The organism is Termitidicoccus mucosus, from assembly GCF_038725785.1.
Classification (GTDB): domain Bacteria; phylum Verrucomicrobiota; class Verrucomicrobiia; order Opitutales; family Opitutaceae; genus Termitidicoccus; species Termitidicoccus mucosus.
Window position 1 is genome coordinate 2772580 of the sequence record NZ_CP109796.1, and the last position, 19607, is coordinate 2792186.

Annotated in this window: 15 protein-coding genes and 1 CRISPR repeat array; of the genes, 10 read left to right on the forward strand and 5 right to left on the reverse strand. The window is 63.3% G+C overall.

The window, feature by feature from the left end:
• Window positions 1-14 precede the first annotated feature (14 nt).
• Both cas1c and cas2 read left to right on the forward strand, forming a co-directional pair.
• Window positions 15-1049, forward strand: a complete 1035-nt coding sequence (gene cas1c / locus OH491_RS09675) for a type I-C CRISPR-associated endonuclease Cas1c (protein WP_068771589.1) — start codon at window positions 15-17, stop codon at window positions 1047-1049.
• Window positions 1050-1085: 36 nt separating this feature from the next.
• Entirely contained in the window at window positions 1086-1382 is a 297-nt protein-coding gene (gene cas2 / locus OH491_RS09680; RefSeq protein WP_068771588.1) for a CRISPR-associated endonuclease Cas2, read from the forward strand.
• 207 nt (window positions 1383-1589) lie between these two features.
• Window positions 1590-4687: direct repeats of the CRISPR family, unit length 37 nt; unit sequence GTCACTCCGAACTTCGGTTCGGAGTGCGGATTGAAAC.
• A gap of 154 nt (window positions 4688-4841) precedes the next feature.
• Here cas2 and OH491_RS09685 read toward each other — a convergent pair.
• A complete protein-coding gene (locus OH491_RS09685) occupies window positions 4842-5408 on the reverse strand; it encodes an anthranilate synthase component II (protein ID WP_068771587.1) in 567 nt (188 codons plus the stop codon).
• Window positions 5409-5535: 127 nt separating this feature from the next.
• On the opposite strand from OH491_RS09685, the gene OH491_RS09690 reads away from it, so the two are divergent.
• From OH491_RS09690 to tgt, 4 genes are all read left to right on the forward strand, one after another.
• Complete coding sequence (locus tag OH491_RS09690) at window positions 5536-6627, forward strand: dihydropteroate synthase (protein ID WP_068771586.1); 1092 nt, start codon at window positions 5536-5538, stop codon at window positions 6625-6627.
• A 117-nt stretch (window positions 6628-6744) separates the two neighbouring features.
• The gene (gene folB, locus OH491_RS09695; RefSeq protein ID WP_068771585.1) at window positions 6745-7110 is read left to right on the forward strand and encodes a dihydroneopterin aldolase; all 366 of its coding nucleotides are present in this window, start codon (window positions 6745-6747) and stop codon (window positions 7108-7110) included.
• The gene (folK, locus tag OH491_RS09700) at window positions 7107-7676 is read left to right on the forward strand and encodes a 2-amino-4-hydroxy-6-hydroxymethyldihydropteridine diphosphokinase (RefSeq protein ID WP_068771584.1); all 570 of its coding nucleotides are present in this window, start codon (window positions 7107-7109) and stop codon (window positions 7674-7676) included. The genes folB and folK overlap by 4 nt, the downstream gene beginning before the upstream one ends.
• 27 nt (window positions 7677-7703) lie before the next feature.
• Window positions 7704-8855, forward strand: a complete 1152-nt coding sequence (tgt, locus tag OH491_RS09705; RefSeq protein ID WP_068771583.1) for a tRNA guanosine(34) transglycosylase Tgt — start codon at window positions 7704-7706, stop codon at window positions 8853-8855.
• Window positions 8856-9112: 257 nt separating this feature from the next.
• Here the strand turns inward: tgt and OH491_RS09710 are convergent, their stop codons facing one another.
• The 3 genes from OH491_RS09710 to folE2 all read right to left on the reverse strand — a co-directional run bounded on the left by OH491_RS09710 (window position 9113) and on the right by folE2 (window position 11676).
• Entirely contained in the window at window positions 9113-9766 is a 654-nt protein-coding gene (locus OH491_RS09710; protein WP_334319499.1) for a LysE family translocator, read from the reverse strand.
• Window positions 9767-9896: 130 nt separating this feature from the next.
• Window positions 9897-10706 (reverse strand): AraC family transcriptional regulator, encoded by an 810-nt coding sequence (locus OH491_RS09715; protein ID WP_068771582.1) that lies wholly within the window; start codon window positions 10704-10706, stop codon window positions 9897-9899.
• A gap of 10 nt (window positions 10707-10716) precedes the next feature.
• A complete protein-coding gene (gene folE2, locus OH491_RS09720) occupies window positions 10717-11676 on the reverse strand; it encodes a GTP cyclohydrolase FolE2 (protein ID WP_068771680.1) in 960 nt (319 codons plus the stop codon).
• A gap of 370 nt (window positions 11677-12046) precedes the next feature.
• Here folE2 and OH491_RS09725 point away from each other — a divergent pair, with 370 nt between their 5' ends.
• The 4 genes from OH491_RS09725 (at window position 12047) to OH491_RS09740 (ending at window position 17929) form a co-directional block, all read left to right on the forward strand.
• Window positions 12047-12361 carry a hypothetical protein gene (locus OH491_RS09725; RefSeq protein WP_068771581.1) on the forward strand — a complete coding sequence of 105 codons (315 nt, stop codon included), beginning with the start codon at window positions 12047-12049 and terminating at the stop codon, window positions 12359-12361.
• Window positions 12362-12506: 145 nt separating this feature from the next.
• Entirely contained in the window at window positions 12507-14240 is a 1734-nt protein-coding gene (locus OH491_RS09730; RefSeq protein ID WP_068771580.1) for an efflux RND transporter periplasmic adaptor subunit, read from the forward strand.
• A gap of 103 nt (window positions 14241-14343) precedes the next feature.
• Window positions 14344-17481, forward strand: coding sequence for a CusA/CzcA family heavy metal efflux RND transporter (locus OH491_RS09735; protein ID WP_342751007.1), 3138 nt, complete (start codon window positions 14344-14346; stop codon window positions 17479-17481).
• A gap of 73 nt (window positions 17482-17554) precedes the next feature.
• The gene (locus OH491_RS09740; protein WP_068771578.1) at window positions 17555-17929 is read left to right on the forward strand and encodes a ComEA family DNA-binding protein; all 375 of its coding nucleotides are present in this window, start codon (window positions 17555-17557) and stop codon (window positions 17927-17929) included.
• Window positions 17930-18014: 85 nt separating this feature from the next.
• Here the strand turns inward: OH491_RS09740 and glgA are convergent, their stop codons facing one another.
• A complete protein-coding gene (gene glgA, locus OH491_RS09745) occupies window positions 18015-19460 on the reverse strand; it encodes a glycogen synthase GlgA (RefSeq protein ID WP_068771577.1) in 1446 nt (481 codons plus the stop codon).
• Window positions 19461-19607 lie beyond the last annotated feature (147 nt).

Below are 19607 nucleotides of genomic sequence, written 5' to 3' on the forward strand. Positions count from 1 at the left end.
CCGACGTTTCCGCCTTGTCCCAGCTCCTCCAAAACACCCTCTATCTCCTCACGCCCAAGCTCTCCGTTTATCGGGATGGACTTGCGCTCCGCATCGAGCAGGACCGCCAGCTCAAGCTCTCGCTTCCCATCCACAATTGCGAATCGCTGCTCGTGTTCGGCCCCGACATATATGTGTCGCCGGCCGCGATGCGGCTTTGCTGGGAAAACGGAGCCAGCGTTTGTTATTTCACCGAATGGGGGCGCCTTGAGGCCCGCGTTGAAGGCATCCCGCAAGGATCGGTCCACCTCCGGCGTATCCAGCACGCCGCGGCCTCCGACCTGGTTCGCACGGCGGAAATCGCGCGGTCGTTTATCGCGGGAAAAATCCACAATACCCGCTGGCTCCTCAACCGCAGCGCGCGCGATGCCGCCGAAACCGCGGATGCCGGCGCCCTGCGTTCCGTATCCGACATTTTGATACGTCTGCTGCGGCAACTCCCGGCGACGGCAGACACGGATGCCGCACGCGGGATCGAAGGGCAGGCTGCGGCGCTCCACTTCGAGGTGTTCGGGAAACACCTGCGCCCCCAAGTCAGGCAGAAATTTCCGGTGGACGGACGGAACCGCCGTCCGCCGCGCGATACGGTGAATTGCGTGCTGTCGTTTCTTTATGCGTTGCTGCGCCATGATTGTGTCTCGGCGCTGACTGCGACGGGACTCGATCCATTCGTCGGCTATTTGCATGCGGATCGCTCTGGCCGTGAATCACTGGCGCTCGACCTGATGGAGGAATTTCGTCCCTGGGCGGAGCGGCAGGCCATCACGCTGTTGAATCGAGGCGAACTGGGCTCCAAGGATTTTGCCTTTCGCGAAGGCGGGGCCGTGGAACTCACCGAGGCGGCGAGGAAAACGCTGGTCGGCACCTACCAGACCCGCAAACGCGAGGAAACGGCACATCCGCTGTTCAAGGAAAAAGTGCGCTATGGACAGTTGCCTTTTATCCAAGCGCGCGTGTTGGCCCGGGCCTTGCGGGAAAAAACCGAATATATTCCCCACCTGTTTACCTGACAGGGAAGGCTGCTTTCAACGAAACTGTTTCCGCCTATGTTTTTGCTCATCACGTATGATGTTTCCATGACCGACGAGAAGGCGGGCGCGCGACGTTTGAGGCGCGTGGCCAAGGCGTGCACCTCTTACGGGACGCGTGTGCAAAAATCGGTCTTCGAGATGCAGCTTGGCCAGACAGAGTGGGTCGCATTGCGGGCTCGGCTGCTGGACGAAATCGATCCCGCGCGGGATTCGTTGCGGGTGTATTTTATCGACCAGACGAGCAAAACCCGCATAGAGCATTTTGGTGCCGGGCGACCGGCGAATCTGGTCGAGGACACGCTGGCATTGTGACCGCGGCGAAAGGGGCGAGGCGATATGGCGTGCGAAAGCAATGCCTCCCCGGATCACGCACACGTTCGCAAGGATTGTAACTTGATAAATTTCAGCCAAGTAAGACGTATGGAAGACAAGATGCGGTCATTGTCTTTTTGCTTCTTGGCAAGATTCGCAGAACCCACCAAGTAACTTCTTGGCATATAGAGGCAAAATCTATGCGCCGTCACTCCGAACTTCGGTTCGGAGTGCGGATTGAAACGAGAAAGACGCGGCAGTCGATGCGTGGATAACGAGTCACTCCGAACTTCGGTTCGGAGTGCGGATTGAAACTATATATGTCAAGTATAGGAAGCGGCCCACAGAAGTCACTCCGAACTTCGGTTCGGAGTGCGGATTGAAACCGGCGCTGGGCTGCAAATATGTCGAATACCGCTGGTCACTCCGAACTTCGGTTCGGAGTGCGGATTGAAACTCAGAACTCAAAGCTCGTCGGATCAAATCGAGAGTCACTCCGAACTTCGGTTCGGAGTGCGGATTGAAACATTGATGTTACCTACGCGCCGCAGTGGCTCGATGGGTCACTCCGAACTTCGGTTCGGAGTGCGGATTGAAACACATACATACACGAAGACGGGGTGACGGAAGACACGTCACTCCGAACTTCGGTTCGGAGTGCGGATTGAAACAATACCGCCATCGAGCCACTGCGGCGCGTAGGTAGTCACTCCGAACTTCGGTTCGGAGTGCGGATTGAAACACAAGGGCGGGCTCTTTCTTATGCCGCTCCTCTGTGTCACTCCGAACTTCGGTTCGGAGTGCGGATTGAAACTCTACGAAGTTTACTTACCGTCTCCTTCCTCGGGGGTCACTCCGAACTTCGGTTCGGAGTGCGGATTGAAACTCTGGTCTTGCTGCGAATACGGTCACCAAGTCTTGTCACTCCGAACTTCGGTTCGGAGTGCGGATTGAAACTTCGACCTCATTACCACCTTATCATTTTCGGATGTCACTCCGAACTTCGGTTCGGAGTGCGGATTGAAACATGTATACGAAAAAGAAACTAGACCAATCCCTCGTCACTCCGAACTTCGGTTCGGAGTGCGGATTGAAACCCCGTCACCGAAACCCTTCCCCTCGATACCATTGTCACTCCGAACTTCGGTTCGGAGTGCGGATTGAAACATGTATACGAAAAAGAAACTAGACCAATCCCTCCCCGTCACTCCGAACTTCGGTTCGGAGTGCGGATTGAAACCATCCCTGCACTCGCTATCGGTCTCGGTTCCGCGTCACTCCGAACTTCGGTTCGGAGTGCGGATTGAAACTCCGGTGTCACTTCCTCTGCTCTCTCGGTTCAGCGTCACTCCGAACTTCGGTTCGGAGTGCGGATTGAAACTCCGGTGTCACTTCCTCTGCTCTCTCGGTTCAGCGTCACTCCGAACTTCGGTTCGGAGTGCGGATTGAAACGTATCACTTATTCGCTTATCGAAGCAATGGTTGGTCACTCCGAACTTCGGTTCGGAGTGCGGATTGAAACTGGCGTTATCTTAACGCCCTCGGAGAGCCCAAACTGTCACTCCGAACTTCGGTTCGGAGTGCGGATTGAAACTTGAATTCTGAGACTGCTAAAGAGTCCCTGATTGTGTCACTCCGAACTTCGGTTCGGAGTGCGGATTGAAACCGGCCCCTTCTGAGGCCAAGGCAAACAAGAGGTGTCACTCCGAACTTCGGTTCGGAGTGCGGATTGAAACGACCAGGTCGGCGCTGGTGGTATGATATCCTCTGTCACTCCGAACTTCGGTTCGGAGTGCGGATTGAAACCGGCTGAAGGTCAGCAGCGGGTCGAGGTAGCTCATGTCACTCCGAACTTCGGTTCGGAGTGCGGATTGAAACTTGAAGTCGCTTCATGTAGAAGCGTGGGATGGGGTCACTCCGAACTTCGGTTCGGAGTGCGGATTGAAACGTGCAGTTGCAGCGGTTGATGGAGCGTGATGCTCGGTCACTCCGAACTTCGGTTCGGAGTGCGGATTGAAACTCCACCCTTGATGGATATATCCTCACTGGGTCGGGTCACTCCGAACTTCGGTTCGGAGTGCGGATTGAAACTATCCCTGCACTTGCTATAGGTTTGGGTTCTGCGAGTCACTCCGAACTTCGGTTCGGAGTGCGGATTGAAACTTGAAGTGTAAGAGTGTCTCCGGGGAGCACCTCATGTCACTCCGAACTTCGGTTCGGAGTGCGGATTGAAACATGCGCTGTGTTCACGAGGCTTCCCTTCATGACTGTCACTCCGAACTTCGGTTCGGAGTGCGGATTGAAACACCTCTGCTTTCAATGCTTCGGAGGCCGCCCGTTGTCACTCCGAACTTCGGTTCGGAGTGCGGATTGAAACAAGCGACGTGAATGGGCTATGCGTTGTGTCCATGGTCACTCCGAACTTCGGTTCGGAGTGCGGATTGAAACGTTCATTGACGTCGCCTCTATCCCTGACTTCCAGGTCACTCCGAACTTCGGTTCGGAGTGCGGATTGAAACATAGGTTTAGGCTCTGCGATTGCGACATCTGCGTGTCACTCCGAACTTCGGTTCGGAGTGCGGATTGAAACGCATCGATAAATGTGCGAGTGATACGATGGACGTGTCACTCCGAACTTCGGTTCGGAGTGCGGATTGAAACCATCCCACGCTTCTACATGAAGCGCCTTGAAAAGTCACTCCGAACTTCGGTTCGGAGTGCGGATTGAAACATTTATTGAGCGCGCTCACCTTGCGCGTGAGCGAGGGTCACTCCGAACTTCGGTTCGGAGTGCGGATTGAAACCAGAAGCTCGTGCTGATGCAGGCCAACATCATGCGGTCACTCCGAACTTCGGTTCGGAGTGCGGATTGAAACTTTCGGCACAAGATGGAACCAATCCTGCGGATCGGTCACTCCGAACTTCGGTTCGGAGTGCGGATTGAAACCTTCTAAAAACGATCGCGCCGGGTGGTGCATACCCGTCACTCCGAACTTCGGTTCGGAGTGCGGATTGAAACCACAAGGTCACGGGCGGCACTGTGCGCCCCCGCGTCACTCCGAACTTCGGTTCGGAGTGCGGATTGAAACTCGGAGGAGTTCGAGGCCAGCATCGAGCGCGACGGGTCACTCCGAACTTCGGTTCGGAGTGCGGATTGAAACCAATAGAGCACAATCAGAATGCACGAACAGCGCGGTCACTCCGAACTTCGGTTCGGAGTGCGGATTGAAACAGGCGGAGCGGTATGGATTTACGCAATCCCCGGCGCGTCACTCCGAACTTCGGTTCGGAGTGCGGATTGAAACATAGAGGGCGCGCTCGTGCCAATCGGCCTGCCGGTCACTCCGAACTTCGGTTCGGAGTGGCTCAGTCACTCCGCTCACCTATGGAAATACCATTTAAGCCCATACCCATCAAACTAATGCAGTCCCATGTCCATCATTTTGAATGGCAATAGATTCAATTCAGCGCCAAAAAATTTTCCAGCATCCTCATCCCTCCTTCGGTGGCGATGGATTCGGGGTGGAATTGCACGCCCCAGATCGGAAGCGTCTTGTGGCGCAGGCCCATGATCTCCCCTTCGGCGGTCTCCGCAGTGATTTCGAGGCAGTCGGGCAGCGTCGCCCGCTCGACCAGCAGCGAATGATAACGCGTCGCCGGAAACCCCTGCGGCAGTCCCCGGAACACATCGGTGTCCTTGTGCAGGATGGGCGAGGTTTTCCCGTGCATCAGGCGCTCCGCGCGCACCACCCGCCCGCCAAAATACTGGCCGATCGACTGGTGCCCGAGGCAGACGCCGAACAGCGGTTTCTTCCCCGCAAAGGCCGCGATGATGTCGAGCGTGACCCCCGCCTCGCTCGGCGAGCACGGACCGGGCGAAAGCAGCACCCGATCGGGATTCAGCGCAAGCGCCTCCGCCGGCGTGATTTCGTTGTTGCGAAACACGCGCTGCTCCACGCCGAGCTGCCCGAAATACTGGACGAGGTTGTAAGTAAACGAGTCGAAGTTGTCGATGACGAGGAGCACGTCCGGACATTTTGCGTTTTCAGTCCCAGGGTCAAGCGGCCAGCGCGGCGAGCCTCCGCGCGGGCTTGCGTCCGCCGCCCCGACATGCGAGCCAATGCGGCAAACCGCCGCCCGAACATTTTTCTTCATGAGTCCTCCCTCATCAGCGCCAGCATCCATCACCTCCCCCACCCCGCTCGATTGGCAAAGCCCGCACGGACGTCCGCTGCCGACGGGCATCGACCCGGCGGGCTTGCGCACGCTGGTCATGGCGGTCCTGAACGTGACCCCCGACTCGTTTTCCGACGGCGGGCAATTTCACTCCACCCAGGCGGTGGTTGATCGCGCCGGCATGCTGCTCGGGGAGGGCGCCGACCTGCTCGATGTCGGCGGCGAATCCACCCGGCCCGGCCACATGCCGGTCGGCGAGGCCGAGGAGCAAGAGCGCGTCCTGCCTGTGATCGAGGCGCTGCGCAAGGCCTTCCCGGCAACGCCCATCTCCATCGACACCCATCGGGCGGCCGTTGCCCGCGCTGCGATCCGTGCCGGGGCCGACATTATCAATGACATCTGGGGCGGCATGTCCGGCATGGATGCCGCCGCCTGGCGGGCATGGCGCGAAGCCGGCACCGGCAATGCCGGTGCAAATCCCAAATCCCTTCCGAGCGAAGCGAGAAGCCCGACAATCCCTTCCGAGCGAAGCGAGAAACCTGGCAATCCCAACAGCACCGGCACCCCCGCAGCCGCGGCCACGCCACCGATTTCGCCCATGGCCCGCGTGATGGCCGAAGCGCGCTGTCCCGTCATCCTGATGCACAACCGCATGTCGGGACGCGACTACACCGGCTTCTGGCCGGATGTGCTGCTCGACCTCCGCGCCAGCATCGCCATGACGCGCGCGGCGGGCGTGGCGGAAAACCAGATCTGGCTCGATCCCGGCTTCGGCTTCGCCAAGGACGCCGCCGAAAACCTGGAGGTGCTCAGGCATCTCGGCCGCATCGCCGCGCTTGGCCATCCCGTGCTGCTCGGCACGTCGCGCAAATCGACCATCGGGCGCGTGTTGGACGAGCCGATACCGGCGCAGCGCGGCGCGGGCACCGCCGCCACGCTCGTGTGGGGCGTGCAGCAGGGCGCGCGCATGGTGCGTGTCCACGACGTCGCCGATATGCAGCCCTTTCTCCGCATGGCCGACGCCATCCGCTCCGGGCTGGCATGGCGGAAGGCTTCGCCTTCAGTTTAAGTTGAAAGTTTAAGTTTAAGTTCAAACCATCATCCTGCTTCCCCGCGCGCCGCACTTTTCAATTTCAACTTAAACTTCCAACTTAAACTGGCCGCGAAGCGGCCCCGCCCCCTTCCCATGCACGATTCGCTCACACTTTCCCGCATGCGCTTCAACGCCTGTCACGGCGTGCTGGCATCGGAGCAAAAACAGCCGCAGCCCTGGGAGGTCACGGCGCGGCTCGAACTGCCGCTCGCCGACGCGGGCCGGAGCGACGAACTGGACCGGAGCATCGACTACCGCGACATCCATGCGGCGGTGCGCGCCGTGATGGAAGGTCCGCCGCGCAAACTCGCCGAGACGCTGGCGGAGGCCATCGCCTCCGCGCTGCTCACGCGTTTCCCCGCCGTGCGCGCCGTGGAGGTCGAGGTATGCAAAACGCATCCGCCCGTCGATTTCGCCTTCGCTGGTCTGCTCGTGCGGATTCGCCGCGAACGGCAATGAGCGCCACCCGTCAGGCCTTTATCAGCGCCGGCTCGAATCTCGGCGATCGCGCGGAAACCCTGCGCGCCGCGATGGCGGTTTTGGCGCGCACGCCTGGAATCGCGCGCGCCGAATCGTCCCCCATCTACAAAACCGCCCCTGTGGATGTCCTCGACCAGCCCGCGTTTCTGAACCTCGCCGCCGGAATCGAAACCACCCTCGCGCCCGAAGCACTGCTGTCCCGCCTGCAAGAAATCGAAAGCCAGTTCGGCCGCGCGCGCAATCCGTCGCGCCCACGCGGCCCGCGCACGCTCGACCTGGATCTGCTGCTTTACGAGGGTGAAACCCGCTCTACCCCGCAGCTCATCCTGCCCCACCCGCGCATGTGGCGGCGCGCTTTTGTGCTGGTGCCGCTGCGGGAATTGGTGGAAACGCACGCGGGCTGGATGCGCGGCGAAGCGTGGGCGGAAACGCGCAAACAACTCAACGCCCTGGTCCGCGATCCCGTCATCGCCGCGCAACGCATTGCGATTGCGCGCGGCCGTGCGCTTGCAAAATCACCACGGCGCGACAGCTCCCGTTCGTAAATCGTCCATCGTAATTCGTAATTTCCCATGCCCGACCACTTCCAACTCCTCGCCACCGATACCGCCGGCGGCACCGCCGCGCGGCGCGGACGCCTCCGCACGCGGCACGGCGTCATCGAGACCCCCATCTTCATGCCCGTCGGCACGCAGGGCACGGTGAAGGCGGTCACGCCCGCGCAGCTCCGCGAGATCGGCGCGCAGATCATCCTCGGCAACACCTACCACCTCAACCTCCGCCCGACCAGCGAGCTCATCCGCGACTTGGGCGGCCTGCACACATTCATGGGCTGGGACGGCCCCATCCTCACCGACAGCGGAGGTTTTCAGGTTTTCAGCCTCGCGAAGCTGCGCGACATCCGCGAGGACGGCATCGCCTTCCAGTCGCATGTGGACGGCGCGAAGCTTTTTCTCGGCCCGCGCGAGGTCATGGCCATCCAGCAAAACCTCGGCAGCGACATCGCCATGGTCATCGACGAATGCCCGCCCTGGCCCTGCGAACGCGACGCCTGCGCGCGCGCCGTCGGGCGCAGCCTCCGCTGGGCGAAGCAATGCCGCGACATCGCCGCCGACAGCGGCTTCCTCGCCGCCGGGCACCATGTGTTCGCCATCGCGCAGGGCTCCACCTTCGACGACCTCCGCCGCGAGGCCGCCGAGTCGCTGGCCGCGCTCGATTTTCCCGGCTACGCCGTCGGCGGCGTGAGCGTCGGCGAACCCGAGCCGGAAATGCTCAAGCAGGTCGGCGCGACCACGCCGTTTCTTCCCGCGGACAAGCCGCGCTACACCATGGGCCTCGGCACGCCGCCGCAGATGCTGAAAATGATCGCGCTCGGCGTGGACATGTTCGACTGCGTGATGCCCACGCGCGTCGCGCGCAACGGCCTCGCCTTCACGCCCGACGGCCCCATCAACCTGCGCAACGAAAAATACCGCGCCGACCCGCGCCCGATTTGCGAGGGTCTGGACAACTACACCGCGCGCTTCTCGCGCGCCTATCTGCGCCACCTCGCCACGACCAACGAGATGCTCGGCGGCACGCTCCTCTCGATGCACAACCTGCATTTCTTCCTCGACCTCATGGCGCAGGCCCGCGCGCACATCGAGGCCGGCGACTACGCCGGCTGGCACCGCGCGTGGATCGCGCGCTACGAGGCCGGAGCCGCTGAACGCACGGCAAAATAAATCGCGTTCATCACGGCGTGGGCGCCGATCCGATATTGAGGTTTTTTGTGTTCGCAGGGCGCGGGGTTCCCGGAAACGCGACAGCGCCGTAGCGCAGGCATTCTGCCTGCCGTCTCCAACTTGTCACGCGAAGCGTGGCATTTTTCAGGAAAAAGAAAAAAGTCAGCAGCGCTTCGCGCCTCCGGTTTCGACGGCAGGCAGGATGCCTGCGCTGCGCAAATCCCAAAAGGACCGCACAGAGATCTTCCCGCCAAACCTCACCGCGCCAGCAATCCCACGCCTATCGCGACAAGCAGCCCGCCTGCGACCTGTTCCACGCGATGCTGCCAGCGCGGAAGACGGCTCCTCACGCCCGGGTGCGAGATCAGTCGCGCGATCAGCAAATCCCAAACCAATACCACCGAAACCATCCAGGCGCCGTAGCCAATCTGGACGAACCACGACGCGCCCGCTTCCACGCCGAGCGAAAACAAACCCGTGTAGAACAGCCCGTTTTTCGGATTCCCCAGCCCCGAGGCCAACCCGATCAGAAATGGCTTCGGCTTCGCAAAACCGCCGGCGGGCCCATGCGCGCCCGTGCGCCCAATCGCGCCGGACTCTTCCTCGGTTGAGCCGTCCAATCGCGACGCATCGACTGGTTTCGCGCGCAAAAAGCGCCAGCCCAGATAAATCAAAAACAGCGCGCCGCCGGTCTTGAGCCAGAACATGATGTTCTCCCAGCCGCGAACATGGCTCACGCCCCAGAGCGCGAGCGCGATCCAGACGGCATTGGCGGCAGCGATGCCCGACGCCGCGCGGGCGCCGACGCCAAACCCGTTGCGCAGCGCGGTCCGCACGAGCAGGAAAAAATCCTGCCCGGGGCTGATGAGTGCGAGGAAGTGCGCGCCGGCGATGAGCAGAAAGGTTTGCACGCCGCCCAGCGTAGCATCCGCGTCTTGAACGAAATTGCAGCCCGGCCGCCCCTCCTCGATGCGATCCCGTCCCCACGAGATACAAATCAAAGCATCTCCTCGCTCCGGAGTTCTTTTCTCTTCATTCTTCTCACCTCGTCAGCGCCCGGCGATACGCGCCCGGCGTGAGTGCGACGTAGCGTTTGAACATGCGCGTGAGATGGCTCTGGTCGGCGAAACCCGCGGCGAGCGCCGCATCGCAGGGCGTCATGCCTTCGCGCAGCCAGCGGCGCGCGCGATTGGCGCGCAGGCAGAGTTGAAGCGCGTGCGGCGTGATGCCGTGGTGCCGCTGGAAATCACGCAGCAACCGCCACGGCGTCGTCCCCGCAAGCACGGCCAGTTCGTCGAGCGCGAGGGTTTCGCACGCATGCGCCTCGATGTATTCGCGCACGCGACGCAACGCGGCGGGGTCATCCGGCTCCGCGCGCCCGGGCTTGTCAGTCCGGTCCCACTCCGGCGCGAGCCGGCGCACCAGCCGCAGCATCGCCGCCTCGGTTTCCGCGCGCGGCGCATCCTCGAAAACGCGACGCGCGAGCGCCTCGTAATCGAGCCAGAGCGCGCGGCTGGCCGACACACCGGAATGCGGTTCGGACACGCCTTGCGCGCACAGCCAGGCCAGGTCGATGTGCAGCATGCGGTAACTCCACGGCGCGCCGGGCCGGGGATTGCACGCGTGGACCTCGCCCGCGCGCACCCACACGCACGCGCCCGCGGCGATGCGCCGCGTCCTCCCGCCGATCAGACAACGGCTGCGGCCGCCAAGGATCTGCCCGAGCGAAAACGTGTCATGCACGTGCGGCGCGTAACCGGCGGAAGCGCGCGATGTTTCCCGCAACTCCCAGCCCCTGCCGCCGTGGCGGATGCGCTGCGTGACACCGCGCCGGTTTCCATCCTCGTGCATGGACGCCGCCTCACCCCGCCAGTGTTTCGAACTCCATGAATTCGGCCGTCATGCCGCCGGGCGCGCCCTTGCAGATCACGCTCACCGCGTCGTGCGAGTGCAGCGACTCGAAATGCGCGCACACCACGCGGAAATCCCGGATGCGCGCGTCGGCGTCGAGCCGCGCGTAAACCAGCCGCGCCGCGTCCTCGACGAATTTCAGATGCGCGCCGTTGAGCTCGGCAAACGCCTGCTCGTCCTCGCGCTTCACCATCACCTGTGTCTCCGTGCGCAGCGCCGCCCGGCAGTGCGCGTGCAAATCTTCCACCGCGAGCCGCCGCCCCGGCGCGAGTTCCACGCGCAGGCGCGCCTTCGAGCGCTGGCTGTGCCCCACCGCATACACGCCGCGCCGGTCGCGCGCGTGCTCCGCCAGCTCCGCCGAGCACGGGCAGGCCGAGGAATAGACAAAATCGAACTCCACGAAGCGCCGCGCCTTTGTCCCCGCCGACAGCGACGCCTCGAACACCACGCGGTAATACTGCCAGCCCTCCAGCCCGCTGCGCAGGCTTTCCTGCCGCAGCGGAAACGAAAACGCCACGCGCAGCCGCGCTTCCCGCGAGCCGACCGCGCGCAGGTATTTTTTCAAAATCCGCTCCAGCAGCTCCGGGGTGCACACCTGATCCTGATGCTCGTAGAACGAGCGCACCACGCGGCTCATGTTGATGCCCTTCAGGTGCGCGTCGAGCGACACGCTCCCGCTCACCGACGCCTCCAGCGTCACGGGCCCGCCGCGCCGCGCCGCGAAGCGCAGCGGCAGCCGGAAATTGGACACGCCGACCTGCTGGATGCCCACCGCCGCGCCCTCGATCGGCCCGCCCGCGCCCATCAAGTCCGGCAGCGACGCGCGATACGCCGCGTCGGGCTTGAACGCCGCGTCGTAGCCGCGGGCGATCCTCGGCGCCGGGCCGTCGGCGGCCTGGTGCAGATACATCGCCCCGCCCCGCGCCGCTTTCGTCCGGACCTTTGACCGCCCCGTTTTCGCACCCCGCCCGCCCGTGATTGTTGTTTTGATTGAGGAGGATTTTTTCATCGCGCAAGCAGCCATGCCGCCGGATGCGGCCGGAAAGAGAAGAAACTGGGACAATCGGACATAAGCGGCCAACAAAAACCACCAAGGCCCCAAGGTCAACGAGGGGAATTTACGAATTACGATGGACGATTTACGATTTGGGCGCGGCTGCGCCGGAGGCGGACGTGTCGGGGAAACAAACGGCGCGGCAGCGCCTTCAATCGTAAATCGTCCATCGTAATTCGTAAATTTCCCAAGGGTTTTCGCCAGGCGGAGCGTATCACCTTGTCGCATGAAAACATCCATCACGCTCGCACTCGCCGCTTTGTTCCTCGCCGCCGCGCCCGCCGGCTTCGCTGCCTCCGGCGGCGATTGTTGCGCCGCGCCCCGGCCAGCCGCCGTTGAAGGCGTGCCTGCCGACTACCCGCTCGACACCTGCGTTGTCCGCGGCGGCAAACTCGGCGAAATGGGCAAGCCCTATGCGCACATCCACAAGGCCGAGGGCCAGCCCGACCGCACCGTTTATTTCTGCTGCAAGGGCTGCCTGCCCGCCTTCGAAAAAGATCCCGCCGGCTACCTCAAGAAACTGGACGAGGCGAAGAAATAGCACGAAACCCGAAAGGCAGGGAGTCCTCCCTACCTTGTATTGAAAATCAATTTCTAGAAAATCTCCTTTCGTTTTCGAGGTGTTTCGAGAACGAGACTGGGGACGATTGATAAATAGAATCCACCGCGCCACCACCACCGCAGCCATGTCCGCCTCCGCCAAAACCGTCGCCCTCATCCTCCTCCTCACCGCCCTCGCCGCCGGCTCCGCGGGTTATTTCATCGCCCTCAGGACCGCGCCCTCGCACGCCGCCTCCTCCGCGACCGCCGCCGCGCGCAAAATCAAGTTCTACCAGTCGCCGATGCACCCGTGGATCAAATCCGACCGCCCCGGGAAATGCACCATTTGCGGCATGGATCTCGCTCCCGTTTACGAAGGCGAGGAGGGCTTCGACTCCGGCGGCAGCGGCCTCGTCACGCTCACGCCCGCGACCGCCGCGGTCATCGGCGTGGAGACCTCGCCCGTCACGCGCGGCCCGCTCGCGCGTACGCTCCGCGTCACCGGCGTGCTCGACGACGACGAGACCCTTCACCGCGTCCTCAGCGCACAACTCCCCGGCCGCATCGAAAAGCTTCACATCAACACCATCGGCGCCGCCGTCGCGCCCGGCGCGCCGCTCGTCACGCTCTACAGCCCCGAAATGCTCAGCGCGCAGCGCCAGTATGTCGAGCGCCTGCGCGCCGGCGCCATCGCGTTCACCGCCTCGGAGCTGGCCGACGCCCGCGAGCGCCTCCTTTCCCTCGGCCTTGCCGAGCCCGATGTCGTCGCCCTCGAGCGCAGCCTGCAACCCTCGGCCGTCTTCACGCTGCACGCCCCCGCCGCCGGCACCATCATCACCCGCCACGCCTACGAAGGCCAGTGGGTGCAGACCAACGACCAGCTCTTCGAAATCGGCGACTTCTCGCATCTCTGGTTTGTGTTCGACGCCTACGAGGCCGACCTCCCCTGGCTGCGCGCCGGCCAGCCTGTCGATGTATCCACGCCATCACTACCCGGCGAGGTCTTCACCGCGCCCATCGACTTCATCGATCCCAATCTCGATCCCGCCACCCGCGCCGCCCGCGTGCGCGTCGTCCTCGACAACACCGCCCGCCGCTTCCTCCATCGCCAGACCGCCTACGGCCTCGTGCGCCTTTCCTCGCCCGACACGCTCCTCGTGCCGCGCACCGCGGTGGTCTTCACCCGCGCCGAGCCCGTCGTTTACCTCGACAAGACCGGCGGCGCTTACGAACCCCGCCCCGTGAAACTCGGCTCTGCGGGCGACACCCACTACGCCGTCCTCTCCGGCCTGCGCGAAGGCGACCGCGTCGTCACCCAGGGCGCGCTCCTCATCGACGGCCAGGCCCAGCTCGCGCAAAGCGCCGCGGCCGCCGATGGCGGCAAATCCCAGGAAACAAATCCCAAATCCCAAAAAAATTCCAAAGACGACGACGCTGGCGGACACGCCGCGCATGCGTCCGCCGCCGACATCAGCGCGCTCACTCCGCTCGTGCTCGCCTCCGCCGACGCCTCTGCCGCGCTCGCGGCCGACGACCTCGCCCGCTACCGGCAGCTCCTTCCCGCGCTCCACACCGCCCTCGCCTCCTACATCGACACCGCGCCCGACGCGAAAAACGGTCCGCTGGCCCAATTCACTTCCGGCCTGAAACCCGGCCCCACCCTCGCCGAGGCCCGCGCCGCCTACGAGGTCTTCAGCACCGCGCTGGCCGATCTCGCCCGCGCCGCGCACCTGCACCACAGCGGCCTCGTCACCATTTATCAGTGCCCGATGACGCCCGTCCTCGGCACCGGCCGCTGGGTGCAGCGCCCCGAATCCCCCGGCCTTCGCAATCCCTTCTTCGGCTCCGCCATGCTCGAATGCGGGGAGAAAATAGAATGAAATCACGATTTACGAATTACGATTCACGACTGGATGAGGCGCTCCCGCGCCAGACTGCATTCGTGAAATCGTAATTCGTAAATCGTAAATCGTAATTTCCGCCATGATTTCCCGCCTCATCACCTGGTCGCTCGGCAACCGCTTTCTCGTCATCGCCGCCTTTCTCGGCATGTGCGCGTGGGGCGTGCATGCGTTGCGCACCGTGCCCATCGACGCCATCCCCGATCTCTCGGAAAACCAGGTCATCGTTTACGCCGACTGGCCCGGCCGCTCCCCGCAGGAGGTCGAGGACCAGATCACCTACCCGCTCTCGGTCTCGCTCCAGGGCCTCGCCGGCGTGCGCACCGTGCGCGCCACCTCGATGTTCGGGTTTTCGTTTCTCACCGTCATCTTCAACGACGATGTCGAAAACTACTTCGCCCGCACGCGCGTCCTCGAACGCCTGAACTCGCTCGGAGACATCCTCCCCGAAAACGTCTCCGCCCGCCTCGGCCCCGACGCCACCGGCCTCGGCTGGGTTTACCAATACTACCTGAAAACCGACCCCAAAACCGACGCCGCCGCGCACGACCTCGGCTCCCTCCGCACGTTGCAGGACACATTCATCCGCTACCAGCTCGAGAACGGCGCCGAGTTTGTCGTGCGCGGCGTCGGCCTCGTCACCAGCACCGCCGACATCGAGGCCGTCCCGCTCGCCGCCCGCGCCGGCACGCCGCTTTATCTGCGCGACATCGCCCGCGTCGAAATCGGCGGCGACTTCCGCCGCGGCACGCTCGACATCGACGGGCGCGAGGTCGTCGGCGGCATCGTCGTCATGCGCTACGGCGAAAACGCCCACCAGGTCATCCGCGACATCAAGGCCCGCATCGCCGACATCTCGCCCGGCCTCCCTGCCGGCGTCACCATCGAGCCCTTCTACGACCGCAGCGGCCTCATCGAACGCGCCATCGACACCCTCAAGCACGCCCTCGTCGAGGAAATCATCCTCGTCACCCTCGCGCACATTCTCTTCCTCTTCCACTTCCGCAGCATCCTCATCGTCACGCTTCCGCTGCCCGCCTCCATCCTCATCTCCTTCATCCTGATGAAGGAGTTTGGCATCCCCTCGCACATCATGTCGCTGACCGGCATCGCCATCTCCATCGGCGTGCTCGTGGACGCCGGCATCGTGATGACCGAAAACGTCATCCGCCACTGCGAGCGAGCGCTGGAGGAAAAGCAAAAGACCGCGCCGCCCAGCGGCCCCGCGCCCGGCCTTTCCGCCGGCGAAATTTTCCAGCTCACCCTCCGCGCCAGCACGCAAGTCGGCCGTCCCATGTTCTTCTCGATGGCCATCATCATCCTTGCCTTTGTGCCCGTGTTTCTGCTCACCGGCCAAGAAGGCAAGCTCTTCCACCCGCTCGCCTACACCAAGACCTTCGCCCTCATCGGCGCCGTGCTCCTCGCCATCACCGCGGTCCCCGTTTTCTGCACCCTGCTCGTGCGCGGCCCCTTCCGCCCCGAGAACAAAAACCACCTGATGCGCTTCCTGCTGCGCATCTACGACCCCGTGCTCGACTGGGCGCTCATCCACCGCAAGACCGTGCTCTCCGCCGCCGCCGTCCTCCTCGTGTTTTCCTGCGTCCTCGCCCTCGGTCTCCCGCGCGCGCTCGTCGAGCGTCTCGACCGCGCCGGATACCATCGCGCCGCGCGCGCCGCCGCCGGCTTCGGCTCCGAATTCATGCCCACCCTCGAGGAAGGCAGCCTGCTCTTCATGCCCGTCCTCCTCCCGGCCACCTCGCTCACCGAGGTCAAGCGCATCATGGCCTGGCAGGACAAGGTCATCAGCCAGCACCCCGAGGTCCTCATGTCGGCGGGCAAACTCGGCCGCTCCGACACCGCCACCGATCCCGCGCCCATCGAGATGATCGAGACCACCATCACCCTCAAGCCCCAGGACCAGTGGCGCCCCGGCGTCACCAAGCAGCAAATCGTCGCCGAGCTCTCCGACCGCCTCACCCAGGTCCCCGGCTACGTCCCCGGTTTTCTCCAGCCCATCGAAAACCGCATCCTGATGACCAGCACCGGCATTCGCGCCCAGGTGGGCGTGAAGATTTTCGGCGACGACCTCAACGCGCTCCAGCGCAAAGCCTCGGAAATCGAGCGCATCATCAACACCATTCCCGGCGCCACCGGTGTCGCCCCATCCCGCGACGTCGGCAAACCCTACCTTGAAATCGCCGTCCGCCGCGACCAGATGGGCCGCTACGGTCTCCGCGCCGCCGACATCCTTGCCTACGTCGAGACCGGCCTCGGCGGCTCCACCGCCACCACCACGATCAAGGGCCGCGAACGCTGGCCCGTCCAGGTCCGCCTCGAACGCGCCGACCGCGACGACATCGAAAAACTCCGGCACCTCCTCATTCCCACGCCCGCCGGTCCGCACATCACGCTCGGCCAAGTCGCCGACATCAAGCGCGTCATCGGCCCCAACGAAATCTCCAGCGAAAACGGACGCCTCCGCGTCTTCGTGCAGGCCAACGTGCGCGACCGCGACCTCGGCAGCTTCGTCGGGGAGATCAAGCAGCGTATCCAAAAGGAAATTACACTCGATCCCGGCCAGACCGTCGAATACAGCGGCCAGTATGAAAACCAGATCCGCGCCGGCCGCACACTTCGCATCGTGTTTCCGACCGTCATCGTGATTATTTTTCTTCTCCTTGTGATGACGTTCCGCAGCGTCCTCGAGGCCGCGCACGTCATCCTCGCCGTCCCCTTCGCGCTCACCGGCGGCGTCATCCTCCAGGCGTTCCTCGGCTACAACTTCAGCGTGGCGGTCTGGGTCGGCTACATCGCCCTTTTCGGCACCGCGATCCAGACCGGCATCATCATGGTCCTCTACCTCGAGGAAGCCGTGCAAAAGGCCCGCGACCGCAAGTCCGCCGCCGCCGCGCCCCCAATCGAAAATCGAAAATCGAAAATCGAAAATTCCCTCACCCGCCCCGAACTCATCGCCGCCATCAAGGAAGGCGCGCGCCTGCGCCTCCGCCCGAAAGTGATGACCGTGGCCACCACCATCGCGTCCCTGCTGCCCATTTTCTGGGCCACCCGCACGGGCACCGAAATCATGCGCCCGCTGGCCACGCCCGTCGTGGGTGGCATGATCAGCAGCCTTCTCCACATCCTGATCGTGACCCCCGTCCTTTTCGCCCTCATTCATGAACGCAAACTCAAAAACAAAAACAGTGGCCAGCCTTCATAATTTTCTTTAACAGCCATGCTTTGGGTATATGCTGCTGCCGGTTAACTCAACCCATAACCCAATCCGAAGTCTCATGAATAAAACTCTGCGCAAGATCCTCGCCCTTTGCTTTGCCGCGACGCTGCTCGCCGCTCCCGCCGTCGTCTCAGCCCAAAGCAGCCCGCCTTCCGCCCCGGCCAAGGCCAAGTCCGAAAAGAAAGCAAAAGCCGCGCCCAAAGTGGACCTCAACACCGCCACGAAGGAGCAGCTTGTCAAACTTCCGGGCATCGACGAGGCCACCGCCGACAAAATTATCGCGGCGCGCCCGTTCACCGGCAAAGGCCAGCTCAAGAGCAAAAAAATCGTCAGTGACGCGACCTATGAAGCCATCAAGGATCTGACTGTCGCGAAACAACCCAAGACCTCCGGGGCGTCGAAAAAAGAAAACAAAAAGAAAAAAACCGAATAACCCGCGCACATCTTTCAAAAACAGGGCCGCCGCCGGAGATCTCCCGGCGGCGGCCCCGTTTTTGCCTCCTTCGTTCAGCGCGTCCTCACAATGCCGCCTCATACAATTCCATGTAGGCCCGCGCGGCTTTAGCCCAGCTGAAATCGCGCCGCATGCCGCGTTCGCGCATCGCCGCCAGGGTCGTTTTGTCGGCAAACAACTTCACCGCGCGTTTCAACCCGTCGCGCAGCCCGGCCGCGGTCGGCGGAAACATGATGCCGGTGCCCCCGGCGGGATTCTCGTCGATGTCGGTCACCGTGTCGGCCAGTCCGCCCACACGCGTCACGAGCGGCGGCGTGCCGTAGGCCTGCGAATACATCTGGTTCAACCCGCACGGCTCGAATATCGACGGCATCACAAAAAAATCGCCGCCCGCCTCGACGAGGTGGCTCATCGCCTCGTCGAGGCGCGCCACGAGCGTGATTTTTCCGGGACGGCTCGCGGCCAGCGCGCGCATTTCGCCCTCCAGCCGCTTGTCGCCGGAGCCGAGCACCACGAGGCGGCAGTCGTGCTTGAGGAAAAACTCGCGGTTATCGAGCACGAGCTGCACGCCCTTCTGCTCGGTCAACCGGCACACCATGCCGAAGACGGGGACATCGTCCCCCGCCGGATCGAGCCCCGCCTTTTTGAGCAGCGCCTCGCGGCATACCGCCTTGCCCGCCATGTCCCCGGCGGAGTAATTCGCCGGCAGATGCGCGTCGGTCGCCGGATTCCACACGGACGGGTCGATCCCGTTGATCAGGCCGGACAAATCCTCGGCGCGCGACGCCACCACGCCGTCCAGGCCGCATCCGTATTCCGGCGTCTGGATTTCGCGCGCGTAGCGCGGGCTCACCGTCGTCACGCGGTCGGCAAACAAAATCCCCCCCTTCATGAAACTCATCTGCCCGTAGTATTCGAGCCCGTCGATGCCCCGCAGCTCGTCGGGCAGGTTCGTGCGGAAAAACGCCCGCATCGGGAACAGCCCCTGGAAGGCGATGTTGTGGATGGTGAACACCGTCTTGAGCGCGAGCGTCGCGCCGTGGCGGCTCTCCGCGTGGCGCAGCAGCAGCGGCATCAACGCCGCCTGCCAGTCATGCGCGTGCACGATGTCGGCCTGCATCTCGAGCAACCGCAGCGCCTCGACCGTGCCCTTGCAGAAAAAAATATAGCGCAGGTAGTTGTCCTCGTAGTCGCGCTCGCCGTTGCCGTAGGCGCCCTTCCGGTCGAAAAACTCCTCCCGGCACACCGTGAAAATATTCAGGTTGGGACAAGGCGAAAACACCTTCACGTCGCCGCTTACGAAAGTGTCCCCCATCTCGATTTTCAACCGCAGCACCCGCTCCGCCGCGGCCGCGTCCGGCTGCGCGAAAACCGCGCTGTATCCGGGGATGAAGACGGACACCTCATGCCCGTCCCTGGCCAGCGTCGAGGCCAGCGATCCGACTGCATCGGCCAGCCCGCCGGTTTTGATGTAGGGGAACAGCTCGCTCGCGACGTGAACGATTTTCATCGCGTCACGTTAGGTGACATCCCGCCGCCATTCCAATCCTGAAAAACGCGCGGCGCTCGTGGAACCGCGACCTGGGAGCGCAGGCGTGCCACCCACCGGGTCGGGTGGCACGGGCGACCCCGCCCGTGCGACGGCGCTCCGCGCCGC